This is a genomic window from Neisseria lisongii, from assembly GCF_028463985.1.
In the GTDB taxonomy this organism is placed as follows: Bacteria; Pseudomonadota; Gammaproteobacteria; order Burkholderiales; family Neisseriaceae; genus Neisseria; species Neisseria lisongii.
Genome location: NZ_CP116766.1, coordinates 480343 through 497889, shown reverse-complemented (window position 1 = coordinate 497889; position 17547 = coordinate 480343). Strand labels below are relative to the sequence as shown.

Annotated in this window: 14 protein-coding genes and 2 tRNA genes; 5 read left to right on the top strand and 11 right to left on the bottom strand. The window is 45.9% G+C overall.

All coding sequences use genetic code 11. The annotated features are described in order from the left end of the window. Window position 1: 1 nt before the first annotated feature. Both PJU73_RS02225 and PJU73_RS02220 read right to left on the bottom strand, forming a co-directional pair. Window positions 2–2074 carry a glycosyltransferase gene (locus PJU73_RS02225; protein ID WP_237091908.1) on the bottom strand — a complete coding sequence of 691 codons (2073 nt, stop codon included), beginning with the start codon at window positions 2072–2074 and terminating at the stop codon, window positions 2–4. Next, entirely contained in the window at window positions 2067–2693 is a 627-nt protein-coding gene (locus PJU73_RS02220; RefSeq protein ID WP_237091909.1) for a CatB-related O-acetyltransferase, read from the bottom strand. The genes PJU73_RS02225 and PJU73_RS02220 overlap by 8 nt, the downstream gene beginning before the upstream one ends. Before the next feature lie 379 nt (window positions 2694–3072). On the opposite strand from PJU73_RS02220, the gene waaF reads away from it, so the two are divergent. Together waaF and PJU73_RS02210 are read left to right on the top strand one after the other, a co-directional pair. Then, a complete protein-coding gene (gene waaF, locus PJU73_RS02215) occupies window positions 3073–4092 on the top strand; it encodes a lipopolysaccharide heptosyltransferase II (protein WP_237091910.1) in 1020 nt (339 codons plus the stop codon). Window positions 4093–4184: 92 nt separating this feature from the next. After that, complete coding sequence (locus tag PJU73_RS02210) at window positions 4185–5453, top strand: glutamate-5-semialdehyde dehydrogenase (RefSeq protein WP_237091911.1); 1269 nt, start codon at window positions 4185–4187, stop codon at window positions 5451–5453. Between the two features lie 168 nt (window positions 5454–5621). On the opposite strand, the gene PJU73_RS02205 is transcribed toward PJU73_RS02210, so the two are convergent. From PJU73_RS02205 to PJU73_RS02190, 4 genes are all read right to left on the bottom strand, one after another. Next, window positions 5622–5696: transfer RNA gene (locus PJU73_RS02205), tRNA-Glu, on the bottom strand. A gap of 13 nt (window positions 5697–5709) precedes the next feature. After that, window positions 5710–5786: transfer RNA gene (locus tag PJU73_RS02200), tRNA-Arg, on the bottom strand. A gap of 151 nt (window positions 5787–5937) precedes the next feature. Then, entirely contained in the window at window positions 5938–7296 is a 1359-nt protein-coding gene (locus tag PJU73_RS02195) for a deoxyguanosinetriphosphate triphosphohydrolase (RefSeq protein WP_237091912.1), read from the bottom strand. Window positions 7297–7416: 120 nt separating this feature from the next. Beyond that, on the bottom strand, window positions 7417–7962 hold the full coding sequence (locus tag PJU73_RS02190; RefSeq protein WP_237091913.1) for a TetR/AcrR family transcriptional regulator: 546 nt from the start codon (window positions 7960–7962) through the stop codon (window positions 7417–7419). A gap of 121 nt (window positions 7963–8083) precedes the next feature. Here PJU73_RS02190 and PJU73_RS02185 point away from each other — a divergent pair, with 121 nt between their 5' ends. Next, complete coding sequence (locus tag PJU73_RS02185) at window positions 8084–8776, top strand: hypothetical protein (RefSeq protein WP_237091914.1); 693 nt, start codon at window positions 8084–8086, stop codon at window positions 8774–8776. A gap of 74 nt (window positions 8777–8850) precedes the next feature. Here the strand turns inward: PJU73_RS02185 and PJU73_RS02180 are convergent, their stop codons facing one another. Further along, entirely contained in the window at window positions 8851–9222 is a 372-nt protein-coding gene (locus PJU73_RS02180; RefSeq protein ID WP_237091915.1) for a winged helix-turn-helix transcriptional regulator, read from the bottom strand. A 167-nt stretch (window positions 9223–9389) separates the two neighbouring features. Here PJU73_RS02180 and PJU73_RS02175 point away from each other — a divergent pair, with 167 nt between their 5' ends. Then, window positions 9390–10046: an NAD(P)-dependent oxidoreductase gene (locus PJU73_RS02175; RefSeq protein ID WP_237091920.1), complete on the top strand. Its 657-nt coding sequence runs from the start codon at window positions 9390–9392 to the stop codon at window positions 10044–10046. A 95-nt stretch (window positions 10047–10141) separates the two neighbouring features. Continuing rightward, complete coding sequence (locus PJU73_RS02170) at window positions 10142–10630, top strand: nuclear transport factor 2 family protein (RefSeq protein ID WP_237091916.1); 489 nt, start codon at window positions 10142–10144, stop codon at window positions 10628–10630. A gap of 85 nt (window positions 10631–10715) precedes the next feature. Here the strand turns inward: PJU73_RS02170 and PJU73_RS02165 are convergent, their stop codons facing one another. The 4 genes from PJU73_RS02165 to PJU73_RS02150 form a co-directional block, all read right to left on the bottom strand. Beyond that, a complete protein-coding gene (locus PJU73_RS02165; RefSeq protein ID WP_237091917.1) occupies window positions 10716–11930 on the bottom strand; it encodes a PDDEXK-like family protein in 1215 nt (404 codons plus the stop codon). Window positions 11931–12086: 156 nt separating this feature from the next. Further along, a complete protein-coding gene (locus PJU73_RS02160) occupies window positions 12087–13874 on the bottom strand; it encodes an aminopeptidase P family protein (protein ID WP_237091918.1) in 1788 nt (595 codons plus the stop codon). A gap of 110 nt (window positions 13875–13984) precedes the next feature. Next, window positions 13985–15433 carry an oligopeptide:H+ symporter gene (locus tag PJU73_RS02155; protein ID WP_237091919.1) on the bottom strand — a complete coding sequence of 483 codons (1449 nt, stop codon included), beginning with the start codon at window positions 15431–15433 and terminating at the stop codon, window positions 13985–13987. Window positions 15434–16342: 909 nt separating this feature from the next. Then, a complete protein-coding gene (locus tag PJU73_RS02150) occupies window positions 16343–17305 on the bottom strand; it encodes an IS110 family RNA-guided transposase (protein ID WP_443094073.1) in 963 nt (320 codons plus the stop codon). Window positions 17306–17547: the final 242 nt, after the last annotated feature.

The window sequence follows — 17547 nt, the reverse complement described above, 5'->3', positions numbered from 1 at the left end:
GCTACTTTTTTGTGGAAACAACCTTCTTTTTCAAATGAATATCTAGTGCATAACGCTCAAACATTGGTGCACTTGATGCAATTTTAGGGCGTGGAATAGACTCATATTCAAAGATGAGTTTTTCATCTAGTTTTAAATTATAGAAATCAATACCCGTAGTGATTGTTCTTAAGCTACCATCAGCTTCTTTCCGAGAAATTGTTTTTGGAATACCGAAAGAATAGAATGAGTAAACTAAATAATGTAAAAAACGTAACATTTTATCATTATTTACATCAAACCCCTGAATAATGTCTTTAGCAAGATTTTCTATCTCTTCATCTTCACCAATCAGATATGGAACAGTTCTATTAACTTCTTTATGTGCATAAAAAGCATCACCAAAAATATAGGTTGGTTTATTCAGCATCATGCTATAAATACCCACCCCTGAGTTAATCAGTGCTACTCGATCTGCCAATTCTAATAAATCAATAAAATGCGTATCATCTGGAACATATTTCGCATATTTCAATGGTGGCGTCTCTGTTTCAAGCGGATGTTTTTTACATAAAACCACCCAGCCTTTAGACATTAATTTCTGAGCTAAAGAATCTACCGTTTCAATAAATTTCAAAAATGTCTGGATATTTCCCGACATATATTTGATAACAGTATCAGACGGTCTTTGTAAAGGAACAAACAACACTTTTTTAGAGCCGATTTGTAATTTATTGGCTAAGGCTTCAGAGCCAATTCTGTTCGATTGTTTTTCAAGAAAATTTGTGCCAAAGATACAATTATTGATGTATTCTTTAATTTCTTGAGTTTGCTCTTCTGATAAAGGTTTATTCCAATGTTCTTCAGCATAACTATAAGAATCGGCATTAAAACCATTAGGATCAAAGAACCAGCTATCAGGTAAAGCTCCTCGTTCGTAGCAGTAAAAAGGAAAACCTGATTCACGACACCATTTATATACTTCTAAACGAGCTGGATTACCATAAGGATTAGGAAAAATAATCTTTGATATATTGCTTGTTTTGAGCATATACTCAAAATCATCTTTGAGAAATTCTCCTGCTTTATTTATAAAGTCATATTCGCTTACATAAGTAACTTTTCCTAGAAATGGAAATACATCACGTAAACAAAATGCTGCATTTGTATTTGGTTTACCAAAGAATAATACATTAGCATTAGAAATAGATAATGTTTCGGGATGGATTGAAGTTTCTGCAAATTTTTTAAATTTATCAGCCCACATTGTTCTATTTTGAACCATTAAATTTGAATAAAAACTCACATTTTTAGGTCTTGGATGCCAAAGATGGGTAACAAATAAATTAGCCATCATTGCAGGTCTAGCAGCCATTGCTAAGTGACTTCTAAACCCATTATATGAGTATGTATTCCATGTTTTCTGATCTAAATAATAATCTTCTGTTTTTGGAATAATATTTTCTTCGCATAATAAACGATGATATAACTCAAAGTCCTCGTAGCCGTGTCCTCTAAACTCAGGATCGTGCCCACCAACTGACAAATAATGATTTCTATCAACAATCATAACAGACGAACAAAGAGCCATATTTTCAATTGCAATTTTATCTCCTTGCAAATAACGAAGATAAAAATCCATAAATTTCAAATTAGGATCTGCCTGTAAAAATTCAACAGTACCTTCTTGCGTTAAATATAAACAAGGAATGGCTAAAAAGCTCTTTTTATATTTAGAAATACCCCATGCTTCCATTAAGACAAGCAAGCGTTGCCAAAAATCAGGGGCTACACGAAGATCTACATCTAAGAAGCTAACGGCTTTTCCTTGTGCAATCTGTACGCCAAAATCCCGACAAGCTCCAATAGAGAATGGTTTTCCGAGAGTGTCGTGATAAACATATCGAGTATTGTATTTTTCACAAATACTTTGGCATTGTTCTTGATAGTGTAAAGTCGAACCTGAATCTACAACAATAAACTCTAATGGCAAATTCTGTGGGAAAGAATCAAGTAGATTTTCTAAACGATCTATTAAATAATTAGTAGATTCATTTTCGCAACGAAATGGAATGATAACGGATAATTTAATCATAAATAACCCCGGATTTTTCTTTAATTTGTTTTATTTGAAGAATAGCTGATTCAATATTGTCGAAAGATACATTCGCCATTTCTTTAGGACTAAGCTCCCACCATTTTAGTGATAATAACTGGGAAATAATCTTTTCATCGAAACGATAGCGAATAATTTTGGCAGGAATGCCTCCTACAATTGCATAAGGCGGTACATCTTTATTAACAAAAGATAATCCTGCAACAATTGCTCCGTCACCAATAGTAACCCCAGTTTTGATAACTACCTTTGCTCCTATCCAAACATCGTTACCGATCTTGGTATTTTTGTTACCTTGAAAAAGCGCTTTTCTTTTAAAAGAAAAATCAGGATGTCTTTTAAACAGGGCAGTACTATATTGAAAACTAGACGATGATAAAAAATTTGATGGGTGCTCTGCTACACCAATTTCACAAAATCGAGCTATTGAGCAGTATCTACCCATTTCAACTTTGGAATAAAGAATAGAATTATTGTTGACCAGCGTATACTTACCAACAATACAACTATCATGAATTTCGGCATCCTTACCAATCGTAACCGGTTGCTCTATGGTTGCTTTTGGGTGGATGTAAGCGGATTTTGATATGTATGTCATAACTTATAAAGGATTAAGTCTTAAAAAAATTGTTCCAGCTAAAAATCATACGATCACTGTGCTGTCTTTATTACAATCTTACTAATTGCATGATGAGTTCATTTTACATTATTCAGAGATATTTTTTAATAATCTAATTAAACCAATAGTGATACTCAAAATTTACTTAAAAGTTAATTTAAATAATTTTACACTAATCAATAAATATATCCCTTGCCCAAATTCATACATCCCTCATTTCATTAATATTTTAACACCCTCTTCTCTCAATCGTAAACCAACGTAAACCCCCAAACCGTCTCAAATCCGCAACATTTTTCAGACGGCTTGGGCAAACCATATTACAATATGCTTCAAAATCACTACTGTTTTACCGTTTATGTCTAAAAAAATTCTGATTATTTCGCCTAGTTGGATTGGTGATTGTGTAATGACGCAGCCGCTGTTGAGCCGTTTGCATACGCTTTATCCTGATTGTGTGATTGATGTGTTTGCACCCAAGTGGTCGATGGCGGTGTTTGAGCGTATGCCGCAGGTGCGTGAGATTTTGGAAAATCCGTTCGCTCATGGGACTTTGGATTTGAAAAAACGCTGGCAGCTCGGTCGGGAACTGGGGCATCGTGGCTATGATCAGGTGATTGTTTTGCCCGGTTCGCTCAAGTCGGCGCTGATTGCGCTGGCAACGGGTATTCGGCGGCGTACGGGTTATGTGGGCGAGTCTCGTTATTTTTTATTGAACGATATCCGCAAATTAGATAAGGCGGCGTTGCCGCTGATGGTGGATCGTTATACTGCTTTGGCGTATCCAACTCAGGCGGAGTTTGACGGGTATTCAGGTTATCCGAAATTTAGTGTCAATCCGGAAAGCAGGCGCTCGGCGTTGGCGAAATATGGTTTGGACACGGAAAAGCCGGTATTGGCATTTTGTCCGGGAGCGGAATTCGGGCCGGCGAAGCGTTGGTCGGCACGTTATTTTGCCGAACTTGCCCGCCGTTATTCGGTTCAGGGTTGGCAAGTTTGGCTGTTCGGTTCGCAAAAAGATTTTGAAATTGCCGATGAAATCAACCGTTTTTCAGACGGCCTGTGTGTGAATTTATGCGGTAAAACCTCGCTGGCCGAAGCGATTGATTTGCTTTCGTGTGCGGAAACGGTTGTCTGCAACGACAGCGGTTTGATGCACTTGGCGGCGGCGTTGGATCGGAAACTGGTGGCGGTTTACGGTTCATCGAGTGCGGACCATACGCCGCCGTTGAGCGATAAGGCGGAAATTGTCAGCTTAAACTTGGATTGTTCGCCCTGCTTCAAGCGGGAATGTCCGCTCGGGCATACTGATTGTTTGAACAGGCTCACGCCCGATATGATTGAGCAGGCAATCGCCCGATTGAACCAAGCTGCTTAAACCATGCCGTCTGAAAACGGATTGATCTTTTCAGACGGCCTTATTTTCATTATGATAGCCCAACGTTTAACCGATTCGACAAAGACATTCCGATGACACACACAATCAATATCCAAGAATATGTCCGCACCACCGCTGCGGCGGCGAAACAGGCTTTTTACCGGCTTTCGGCGGCGGATTCCGCCCAAAAAAACGCCGCTTTGCTGCGGATGACGGAACTGATCCGCCAGCATTCGTCAGATATTTTGGCGGCAAACCGGCTGGATATGCAGCAGGCGGAAGCCAAAGGTTTGGAAAGCGCCCTGCTCGACCGCCTGCAACTGAATGAAAACACGCTGCAAACCATGTGCGACGGTTTGCAGCAGATTGCCGCCCTGCCCGACCCTGTCGGCGAGATGGACGAATTCCGCACCCGCCCCAACGGTTTGCAAATCGGCAAAATGCGTGTACCGCTGGGCGTGATCGGCATTATTTACGAATCCCGCCCCAATGTAACCCTCGATGCAGCGGCGCTGTGTTTGAAATCCGGCAACGCCTGCATTCTGCGGGGCGGTAGTGAAGCGTTCAACAGCAATCTTGTCCTTGCCAAACTGATTAAACAGGCATTGGCGGAAACCGGCCTGCCCGAAGCCGCCGTTAATCTGATTGAAAACACCAGCCGCGAAAGCGTCGGCGCTATGCTGCAAAGCCCAGAATGGATTGATGTGATTATTCCCCGCGGCGGCAAATCGCTGGTGGCACGCATCGCCGCAGAAGCCAGAGTGCCGGTTATCAAACATTTGGACGGCATTTGCCATGTCTATATCGACCAAGCCGCCGATACCGAAAAAGCCGTCAATATCGCTTTCAACGCCAAAACCTCACGCTACGGCACTTGCAACACCATGGAAACGCTGCTGGTTCACGAAAAACGTGCCGCCGAAATCCTGCCGCTACTGGCGGAAAAATATGCCGGAAAAGGCGTGGAACTGCGCGGCTGCCCACGCACGCTTGCCGTTTTACCCAATATTCAGACGGCCTCCGATGCCGATTGGGATACCGAATACCTCGCCCCGATACTGGCGGTGAAAATTGTGGATTCGCTGGCGGAAGCTGTTGCCCATATCAACATCCACGGAAGCCACCACACCGATTCTATCGTAACCGAATCCTATACCGATGCCCAACAATTCCTACGCTCGGTGGACAGCGCCAGCGTGATGGTCAATGCCTCCACCCGCTTTGCCGACGGTTTTGAATACGGTTTGGGCGCAGAAATCGGCATTTCTACCGATAAAATCCACGTCCGCGGCCCGGTCGGCCTGCACGGTTTGACCTCGCAAAAATGGGTGGTTTTGGGGAACGGTCAAGTACGGAGCTGATGGGTTGAGATAGCCGATACTACAAAACTGTAGGCGACAAATTGCCTACCCTGCATTAAGGCCGTCTGAAAATCAGATTTTCAGACGGCCTTAATGCAGAATCTACAAAACCATCAATCCTAAAATGCAAAAAGAGCTTCTATTTTCATAGAAGCTCTTTTTATAAACTGGCACGCCCACGGGGAATCGAACCCCGGTTACCGCCGTGAAAGGGCGATGTCCTAACCGCTAGACGATGGGCGCAGAGGATTTCTTGTGGCGCACCCGGAGCGATTCGAACGCCCGACCCTCTGGTTCGTAGCCAGATACTCTATCCAACTGAGCTACGGGTGCATCCTCATCACTTCGCTGTTGCGCTGTGAATCAAGAAGACCGAATAATATAGGAACTCTTTTTTCGTGTCCAGCCTTTGCGGAAGATTTTTTCGGTTTTTTTAATAAGATTTTGAAATAAAATTAAATATAGTTTTACCCATTCCGATGCTTCAACGCAGCATCCCCACGCCGGAAAGGTCTTTTGCCATTTGCGCTGCGGCGTTGTCGGTCATGCCGCCGGTGAAGTCGAGAATTTTCATATAGGCTTGATACAGGCTGTCGCTTTGGCTGATTGGGTCGTCGTTTTTCAGTAAATCTAAGGCAAGCGATTGGCGGACATCGGTTTTTTGTTCGACAATATGGGCATGAGCGGCGGGAACGAGTAAATCGAGAATCGAGCCCAGACACGGGAACGTGGCGATTTCGGTCATCAGTTTGGTGCGGTGGCGGAAAATTCGGGTGCGTGCCAATTCTTTGGCTTTTTCCAATGTATTCTGCACTTCGGGGCTGCATACGGCCAGCAGGTCTTTTGCCTGAAACTGCCCTGCCAGCAGCTCGGTTTGGTGCATCATAAAGGTTTGGGCGACGTTGTCGATGGCTTTGCCGATGGCAATGCCCCGCAACATGGCGCAGCGTTGGCGGCTGCCGGCGGCGTGCCATGTGCTTTCGGCAAACGTCAGTTCCGATAATACGCTTTCAACTTCGGTATCGCTCAATAAGCCGAGTTCTACCGCATCTTCCAAATCCAATAAGGCATAGCAAATATCGTCGGCGGCTTCCATCAGATAAGAAAGCGGGTGTCTTGCCCATTGGTTGTCGGCGGTTTCGGGCAAACCGAGTGCGTCGGCGACTTGGCGGATAAACGGCAATTCGCTTTGGTAAATATTGAATTTTTTTCTGCCCGACGGGTGGCTGCTTGTCCAAGGATATTTCATCAGCGTGCCGACGGTCGCCGCAGTCAGCCGCATACCGCCTTGGTTGCGGTACATTTCCAAACGGGCGAGAATCCGCAGGCTGTGGGCGTTGCCCTCATAAGTCTGCACATCGTTGCGCTCGGCTTCGCTCAAACCTTGCAGATAGCGGCTGTTGTGCGGTTTTCTAAACCAATCCCGCAAAGCGTCTTCGCCGGTATGGCCAAACGGCGGATTGCCTAAATCATGCGCCAGACACGCCACCTGCACCACTGCGCCGATGTCGCTCGGCGTATGCCCCGGCGGAAGAAAACCGCCCGCCTGCAACATCACGCCGACCCGATTACCCAAACTGCGGCCGACGCTGGCCACTTCTACGCTGTGGGTCAGGCGGTTGTGGGTCAAATCGTGTTCCGCCAAAGGGTGAACCTGCGTTTTACGCCCCAAACGGCGGAATGCGCCGGAAAAAACGACACGGTCGTAATCGATATGAAAATCGGTACGCAATGCGTCTATGCCCTCTTGGGTGGACGGGGTAACGGTGGCAACGATTGCGCCGTCTTTCTCTCGGAAACGCTTGCTGGATAACAGATTCTGCCAGTTCATTTTAGGGGTCATGAAGATTGCCTTATTTACCTGCTGTTTTATCACGTTCAACCGCCAAATCAGGCCGTCTGAAAAGTGGATTTTCAGACGGCATTATACCATTCAAAAACCTAATTATTTCAATATTCTGCCTCACATTTTCTTCATACAGTCTTTCATCATATACCTTGCCAGTACATCAATTTGCATAATCAACTCAGCTTTGCGGGCATTCGGCGTTTGCAGCCAGATTGAGATTATTCTTGCCAATCCGCCGATATGGTAGCGAGCCACATATTCAGGTGGCGCAGGATGAATATAGCTGTCGCCCGCCATCGCAAACACACTGAGCATATGCCGTTCCAAAGGCTGATAAATCGCCTGTTGAAAGCGGTTGGCATAACGGGCGGTGAGCAGATGGCACAGCTCGTGGCGGCGGCTGTCCACAAAATCAATAAATTTTCGGGTGGAAAGCAAGGTAGAACGGGCATCGGTGGCACTCATCATCGTCTGCTCGGCAACTTGGCGGAAACCGTAATCGGCAAGCGTGTATAAATCCCGAAAATAGCGGTAAAAAGACGAACGGTGAACCTGCGCCACATCGCAAATCTGCTGGACGCTGATGTCGTCAGGGCTATGCCCGGCAAGCAGGGTTAAAAAAGCGTGCCAGATTTTATCGGGAGCGGTGTGGGGTTTCATGGTTCAACTTATGGGGAATGGTTGGATTTATGGTGCGACAAAACAGCGGTTTTGTTCCTTATATCATACAGAATTTTTATTTAAAATACGCCTGCTTCTCAACAAACAAAAGGATAACACCATGTATTTTGGTCATTTTGCAGTGGCTGCCGCCTTAAAAGCCGCCAAACCGAATGTCCCTGCCCTGCCGCTGTTTATCGGTGCGGGCGTGATTGATATTGTGAACGGCTTGATGATTGCCGGCGGAGCGGACGTGGTGCGGGGCAATCCGAATACGCTGCCGTATCTGTATTTCGATTTGGTATTTATCGACTGGGATCATTCGCTGCTGATGGCATTAATCTGGTCGGGCTTGTTTGCCTTATTGTGCAAAGTTTTTTATAAAAGCGGCCGCATTGCATGGTTTGCGTTTCTCTGCTCGATGTTGCACTGGTGCGCCGATGTGCCGGTGCATAATCAGGATTTGGCGCTGTATCCCTATTCCGATATTAAATTCGGCTGGGGCTGGTGGGAAAAATACGGCGAATGGTCGTGGGTGATTGAAATCGTGTTTATGGCACTCTTGCTGGCCTTTGCGTGGTGGCGTTCGGCAAAAGACAACATCAGCTTAAAATGGCAAACGCTGTTTTTGAGCGCAGTGTCGCTGCAAATGTCGCCGTGGCTGTCGCCAATGAAACACGTCGCCACCCTGCCCAACCCGGCCGCATATCTGCTGCACGGCTTTCTGGTGACCATCGGCTATATCATTCCGCCGTTGATTTTGGTGTGGATGTATGCCCGCCAGAATAAAACCGTAAAATGGTATTGGGCGTAGCGTAAGCCGATAAAATTTTTGGAAAATTATCAATAACCATGCCGTCTGAAAAGTGGATTTTCAGACGGCATTTTTTAACTTTTCGGGCTTTCCGCCAAAATCGCCTCTAAATTCTCTTCCAGCCAGTCCACCAGATGATAGATTTTCTCTGCGGCTTGTTCGCCGTAGGGGGTGAGGGTGTAATCTACATGCGGTGGGACGGTGTGATAGGATTTGCGGATCAGCATACCGTCCTGTTCAAGGTTTTGCAGAGTTTGGGTCAGCATTCGCTCGCTCACGCCGTCTATGGCGTTGCGGATTTCGCTAAAACGTTTTGTGCCGTTTCTCAGCACAACCATAATCAGCACGCCCCAACGGCTGGTGAGATGTTGCAAAATCTGGCGGGAAGGGCAAGCAGCGGCAAGCACATCGCCCCGTTCAACAGGATAAAGCAAATTTTCACTCATTTTTATTTCCTTAAAAATCAATTAATTAGATAAAATTTTCAAATTATTCTCATACTTACAATTTTGTAAGTACTTCTCAAAAGTAAGTTACTGACTATAATACGCCACATCAAGCCAAACGGCAACGAGATATTTTTTCAGATCAATTTAATGAATAGGAGTTTATGATGAAAATTGCAGTGATCGGAGCAACAGGTTATGTGGGGCAAGCCGTGGTGAACGAGCTTGCGGCTCGCCAACATCAAGTAACCGCTTTTGCCCGCAATGTGGAAAAAGTGCAGTCATCGGACAACATTCAAGCGGTCGCTTTTGATGTGAACAGTGCAGATTTTTCGGCACAATTACAGGGTTTTGATGCGGTTGTTTCGGCGTTCAACCCCGGTTGGACGAACCCGAATATCGCCGCTGAGTTCACGCAAGGGGCAAATGCGATTGTAGCGGCGGCAAAACAGGCGAATGTGCCTTATTTATTGATTGTCGGCGGTGCAGGCAGTCTATATGTCGCCCCGAACGTGCAACTGATTGATACGCCTGATTTTCCAAAAGAGATCTTTGATGGGGCGAATGCAGCACGTCTTTTATTGGGCGAATTGCAAGATCGCCGCGATGTAAACTGGGCGTTTATCTCGCCGCCAGCGATGCTCGGTGCAGATGCAGGTTTCAGCGAAGAACGTACGGGCGAATATCGTTTAGGTGGTAATGAGTTATTGATGAACGGCGAGATGCCAGCAGGGATCAGCGTGGCGGATTTGGCGATTGCCATTGCCGATGACACAGAGCAAAAAGCCCATTTACATCAGCGTTTTACCGTGGCATCGAAGTAAAGAAAAACTCGAAAAAAATCGACCGCTCTTTTAACAAGCGGTCGGTTTTACACAACATTTTGCAAACGCTAATTTAGCTCGGAAAGGAACATTTTATGAAAAAATTTATTTTTACTTTAATCACCGCAACCTTATTAAGCACTGGCGTGCAAGCCCAAAGCAACAGTGTTGCAACGCAAAACACACAAGTCGTTCAGCAATCCGTCTTAGAACGCAATAAAGCGAACGTGTTGGATTTTTACGAATTAGCCTTCAACCAACACAAATTGCAAGAAGCGGTGAGCAAGCACGTTGGGGCGGAATATTTACAGCACAATCCAACGGTCGCAGACGGCGGACAAGCCTTTATTGACGCTTTCGCCCCGTTCTTAAAATCACACCCACAATCCAAAGCCACGGTAAAACGTGTGGTAGCGGACGGCGATTTGGTTTGGTTGCACGTTCATAGCCAACTGGACGATAAAGATCGTGGCGAAGCGGTCGTGGATATCTTCCGCTTAGATGAAAACGGTAAAATCGTGGAACACTGGGACGTTATTCAAGCCGTACCAGAAAAAACCGAAAGCGGTCGAGGAATGTTTTAATTGACAATTTGCAAGCGTTCAAATTTCGCTGAAAATCGGCAAATAAATGCCGTCTGAAATGCAAATTTCAGGCGGTATTTGTTATTCAAACTTGCTTATTATATTCAATGACAGCATCAAGTAACGGTTTTAAATGTTCAAAAAGTTTATTTGCCAATTCCCCAGAGGGAATTTGACGCAAAACTTCAGGTCCCCAAGAGAATAATTCGCCATCAAATTTTTTCCGTTTCAACCACCACTCGGTGCTTTCAAATCCTTGAAAACGAGATTGGAAAAAATCGGTTAATTTTTGATATTCTTCTGATGAAGCTGGGATCATTTTTTCATTTACATATATTCCATAAAAAGCCTGATTAAACCAAGTTTTATCAAAGCCAATACTGATACCCCAACTTTTACCCTGTTTAGATTTATCTTTATCAAAGTAAAGGTTAAAATTGATCTCCTTGTTAAAATAACTCTTTGTGTACAATTCCCAGCCTGCTTGAGTTAATGACGGGTAATCTGTTTTAATTTTTTCTTTAAGTTTTTGCTCTAATTGATTGATTAGCTGTTGATATAATTCTTTGGTAGATTGAGCAATGATGAGAGAGGTATATAGCAATTCTTTGTCTTTAATAATTTCTTGAACAAGTTGATTGGAGTCTTCTGGAGTATTCATAATATCTTCCTTTAAAAAGTCTTTAAAATCATCACAAAATTGTCTTATTTTAGGGGCAACAATTGGTGTGCGATCTAGCCATTCAATCAGATGTTGAATGGATAAAGATTTGCCTTGATTGCGATCAATTAAACCTTGCCATTCTGTTTCGCTGATGGAAGATTTATCGGGTGCTGTGTTTGATTTGGGCAAATAAATAAGAAAAAAGAGATCATTTTTGCTTTTTAAATCATCAAGATAATCTGTAAGTTGATTGGGTTGATCTACGGCATCTCTCAATTTATTTTCAATCGAAATTACCCAAACTAATTTCTGATTGATGTAACCTTCAATAAAAATATCGTGCCTACGTTTTGTTAATACCGTTTTTTCAGTGAAAACGCTAACACTATCATAGGCAAGAAACTGCGTTAAATTCAAATATTTCAAAAAAGCATTTAAAAATAGATCTTGTTGTCCGTGCGTTTGATTGGGATCGAGTAAAAATGCAAGAATGGCTGATAATCCATTTTCATCTGTTCTCATAAAACGAAAAGGATTAAAACGGTTGGCATCATATAATGCCGTTTTATCTCTTTGTTTTTGGTAATACTCAATAATTTGAGCAATTTTCTTTAATGTCAGCAAATGTTGTTGCATTTTTATTCCTTTGGGCGATGATACAATGATCACGCCAAATATCATACCAAATTTTTATTTTAAATATTCCTGATTTTCAAGAATATAAAACAATGCCGCCCGAAAACCCATTTTCAGACGGCATTATTTTCACCAATTATCAAACAAATCAAACCATCAAATCGCTTCGGTTCTCAAAATTAGCCAGTCTTTGGCTTCGCCGTCCACCAGTGGCAGCAGGGCTTCGCGGACTTGGGCGTGGTAGGCGTTGAGCCATGCGATTTCACCGGCGCTCATTAATGCTTTGTCAATCGGGCGGGTGTCGATTGGGCAAAGGGTCAGGGTTTCAAAGTATAAAAATTTGCCGAAATCGGTTTCTTGCGGGTTTTCGACCGCTCGGTTGGCGACCAAGTTTTCGATGCGGATGCCCCATTTGCCGCTGCGGTACAGCCCCGGCTCGTTGGATGTGATCATGCCGATTTTCATGGCGTGGTGCGGGCTGAGCGTGGCGTGATATGAGATGACTTGCGGGCCTTCGTGGACATTCATAAAGTAGCCCACGCCGTGGCCTGTGCCGTGGCCGTATTCGCATTGTGCTTGCCATAAGGGTTTGCGGCAAATGGCATCCAGCAGTGATGAGCCGATGTTTTCTGGGAAAACGGTTTCGGCTAGGGCGATGTGGGCTTTTAATACCAAGGTGTAATCCCGTTTTTGCTCGTCGCTGACATCGCCGACCGGCACGACACGGGTGATGTCTGTGGTGCCGCCTAGGTATTGTGCGCCTGAGTCGATGAGCAGCAGGCCGTTGCCGCTGATTTGGCTGAAGGCTTCGGGCGTTGCCGAATAATGCGGCAAAGCGCCGTTGGCGTTGTAGCCGGCGATGGTGTTAAAACTCAATGACACAAAATTCGGGCGGCGGCTGCGGTGATCGTGCAGCATGGTGTCGATGTCCAGCTCGTTCATTGCCGTGCCGTTTGCCAAATTGCGTTCAAACTCGGCAAAAAAGCCGCACAATGCCGCACCGTCTTGACGCATGGCTTCACGCACATGTGCCAAATCGGCATCGCTTTTGATGGATTTGAACAGGGTGCTTGGATTGATGTTTTCAATCAGTTGAACCGTGCTGGGTAGCTGTGCCAAAGTGCTGACGGCGGTTTTGTCGGCATTGATCAGTAGGCCGTCTGAAATTTTGCCCACGGCTTTGATGATGTCGCCATAAGGGGCAACATCGATGGCGGCGGCTTGCAGGGCGGTTTTGGCTTCGGTATTGAGTTTGCTTTCATCGACAAACAAAGTCGCCGTTTGCCCGCCAATCAACAAATACGACAAAAACACCGGATTGTACGACACATCATCGCCACGCAGGTTGGTCAGCCAAGCGATGTCGTCCAATGATGAAATCAGATGCCACGCTGCGTTTTGTTCTGCCATCGCCGCACGCACACGAGCCAGCTTTTCGGCGGCGGTTTCGGACACAAATGCCGCATCGTGAACATAAATCTTGCCATTTGGCAAATCTGGGCGTTCGTGCCAAATGCTGTCAGATAAATCATGGGCGGTATCCAAGCGGATATTTTTGGCGGCAAAAACCGACTCAAGCCCACGCTTGGCACTCAAAGACAGCGTGTCCGCCGCCACGCCGACAGTGGCATTTGGCGGTAAAACTTGTGCCAGCCAGTCGCTGTATGGCGCAACTTCACCCATTTTTTGCAACTCAATGCCGCTGCCCGACAGCTGCGATGCTGCCTGTTCCCAATAACGGCTGTCCGCCCACAAGCCCGCTTCATCGGCGGTAACAACCAGCGTGCCGACCGAGCCGGTAAAGCCCGAAAAATACACACGAGCCTGCCAATGCTCAGGCAAATATTCGGACAAATGCGGATCGGCGGACGGCACAATCCAAGCGTCCAAGCCTTGAGTTTTCATCGCTGCACGCAGGGCGGCAAGTTTTTGGGGAACATTCATAAAAGTATCCTTTTGTTGGTTTGTTTGATTTGAATTTGATAAGTTTAAATGGCAATAACCATGCCGTCTGAAAATGCGTAGTGCGGTTTTCAGACGGCTTGGGCAATTTATCAATCCGCCCCGTTGAGCAGTTTGTTTAATATCGGTACAAACAGCAATAAAATCAAGCCGTTTGCCACGCCGATGGTGCATAATAATTGGCAAAACTCAATGATGCTCTCGGCTTGATAATAATTTTTGAACAACACACCGCCCAAGGTAAAGCCGATGGACAACGCCAAAAAGTTCAACGCCACCATTTGCGCCTTAAAATTCGGCGGTGCGATTTTGGTCGCAAACGACAGCGAAATCGGCGACAGGCACAGCTCGCCAATGGTAATGCCCAAAATCACCAAGGCAAAAATCCACATCGGCATCGCCACCCCTGCCGATACAAACGGAATAAAGCTCAAATACGACACGCCGACAAACATCATGGCGATGGCAAATTTCAGCGGCGTTTTGGGTTGTTTGTCGCCCATTTTTGTCCACATGGCGGCAAGCAGCCCAGAAAAAATAATCACCCATGCCGATTGCAAGGAATCCTTCCACGACACAGGAATGGTAAAGCCTGCGATGGTACGGTTCATCATCTCATCAAAATACACCGTCGCCACCGTGTACACCTGAAACCACACCGCCCAAAACAGGCAAATGGTCAAAAATAACGGAATATACGCCACGATATAACGCTTGTTTTGTGCCGCCACTTGTTTGGAAGTCAAAAGACGCACAAAATACACCGTTACGGCGGCAATCACCACATACAGCAGCACTTGCGAGAAGTTTTGCAGATTCAGCCAACCGATTTGGATGACGCCAAGCAGTGCCGCCACGCCAAGGGCAACCACCGCCAAGGCGATTTTTCCTTGGTTGGGCTTGAGCGGATTTGGCACAGTGGTAGCGGGCAATTTGTTGCGGCCGCTCAAATAACGCCACAAACCGAACGCCATACCGACCGCCGCCACGCCAAAGCCGTAGTGAAAGCCATATTGCTCTTGCAGCACGCCGGTCAGTAGCGGCCCCAAAAAGCCGCCGATATTAATCGCAATATAAAAAATTGAAAAACCGGCATCACGCAAGGGCTTGGTGTCGGGCGTTTCGTACAACGAGCCAACCATCGCACTGGCGGTCGCTTTCACGCCGCCGCTGCCCAGTGCCACCAGCACCAAGCCTGCGAGCAATCCATAAACCCCCGGCAAAAACGCCAACGCCAAATGTCCGAGCATCACCACCAGACCCGAAAACAGCAGCGTTTTTTCGGCACCCCAAACACGGTCGGCAAGCCACGCCCCAAAAATGGTCGATAAATACACGCTGCCGCCATACGCCCCGACAATGCCGCCCGCCAGCGACTGATCAAGCCCCAAGCCGCCTTTATCCATGGTGTAATACAGGTAAATTAGCAAAATCCCCTGCATACCATAAAACGAAAAGCGTTCCCACAACTCAATATGAAACAGCGTGGACAACGCCAGCGGATGCCCGAAAAAGCGTTTTTCGGAAACGGAATTTGACATAGGTTTCTCCTTATTATGGCCGAACCGGAACAATCAGAAAAAAGTGAAGTGTAAATTATTTTTATGAAGACTTGGATATTTAGCAAATCGGCTCGGGATTGTCAATGATGGTTGGGTATCGTGCAATCAAATAACCATGCCCCAAAGCCAAAATTTTCAGACCGCCTGTTTTCTCCTACCTTTTAAACCATGGTGGACTATAGTAAATCCACTTAATAAACCGTACAATTTTCAAACAGACTCGTCATTCCGACGAAAGTCGGAATCCATCTTTCAGATCCAGAAACCGTCAAGAAAAAACAGTTGCCTAAGCCGCCCAGATGGATTCCGACTTTCGTCGGAATGACGGGCGTGTTGGGTTTGGAATGTGCTGTAAATTTGATTGATTTACTATACAGTGAACAACCGGAAAAATAGGACAATTTAGCGAACCACCCTTCCCCTACCCCTTCCCGCCAATGGAACGGGGAACGGTGTAGCGTGCGTGCCTCAAGCATGCACGGAGTCTTTAAAGTTGCTTCAATGCCGTCTGAAAACGAGGGTAACGAGTTTCTGCGAAGCTAAAATTGGGAACGGGTAGCTTGCGTTGTAATACTTTTAAAGTGGATTCACTATAGTTAAAATACCGAATTTTCCATACAAAAGCAGGCGTAGGTTATGGTTAGCGAGGAGCGAGCGTAACCCAACAAAATCTTATGTTGCAAGGTGATTTAAATCTACGTTGGGTCTAGACCCAACCTACGCCCGTTCTCTTTTTTCGGTTAATTTACTATAGTGGATCCACTTAATAATCCATACAATTTAATCCAGCACTTGTAGCAACTGTATTTTTCACCCCGTCGGGCAAAAATACAAAAAACGGTTAGTCTGAAGGCCGGTCTAAACAAAACCGGCAATACTTCAACATGATCAAACAGCACTCACTGCCGCCAAACGATCCCGCATCATCGCATTCAGAATCGTCAGCAGCTTACGCATACAGGCCGTTACCGCCACTTTGTACGGCTTACCCCGCAAACGCAGACGTTGGTAGAAGTCCTTAATCCTCGGTTCGTAGTGTGCCGCCACCATCGCCGCCATATACAGCGTTTTGCGTACAGCACTGCGCCCGCCGAAACAGCGGCTTTTAAACTTCATTGTGCCGCTTTCTTTCACATAAGGGGCGACACCTACCAAACCGGCAATCTGTTTATGCGATACTTTGCCCAATTCCGGCAACATCGCACATAAGGTCGCCGCAGTAGTCGGGCCGATACCTTTGATGCTTTGCAGCAGACTGCTTTTGTCGCCAAAATGAGTGTCGTTATGTTCTTCGATCTGTCTGTCCAAAGCAGCAATTAGTGCGTCGAAATGTGCGATCAGTGCTTCAACACTTTGAATCTGTGTTTCATGTACCTGCTGCAAACGGTTTTTTTCGGCACTGCGCATTTCAACCAGTTGAGTGCGGCGGCTGATTAAGGCTTCGAGGATTTCTTCTGCCTCACTCGGCGGCGTATAGAGCTGCCGTTCCCAATCGGGCTTTTGTGTGATTACCTGTGCGTAAAACGCCAACATTTTGGCATCGGCCGCATCGGTTTTGGTGAGTGATTGCGACTGTGCGAATTGGTGCGTCTGACGGGGATTGGCAATGATGACTTTGAATCCTGCCCGGTGCAGTGCTTTGGCCAATGGGATTTCCAGTCCGCCGGTGCTTTCCATCACAACCAGTGAGACCTGATGTTTTTTCAGGTATTCGATGGTGTGGAGAAAGCCTTTTTGGTTGTTGGTCTCGGTTTTGGTCTTTTTGGAAGACGTGATGCCGATAACGAAGTTTCGTTTGGCGATGTCGATACCGCCGTAGTTTTGGGTACTCATCATAAACCTGTCTTGCATTCGGTTGTGTTGTCGGGCAACTGTCCGGTTGTGTTGATGGGTTGCCCGGCTTCCCTAAGCTACACAGCGGTTGTTGAACCTTGGGTGCGCACGGGTGGCGGCCGGGCGGGTGTTGCTTGTTATGATACTGGAAGTTGGATATACAAGGGTGCGAGCCAAAGCACGCACCTGTTCTGTGAGTTTTATGCCGAAGCCGTCTGAAAATCTGATTTTAGCTGCGCAGAAACTCACTTTGCTCGTTT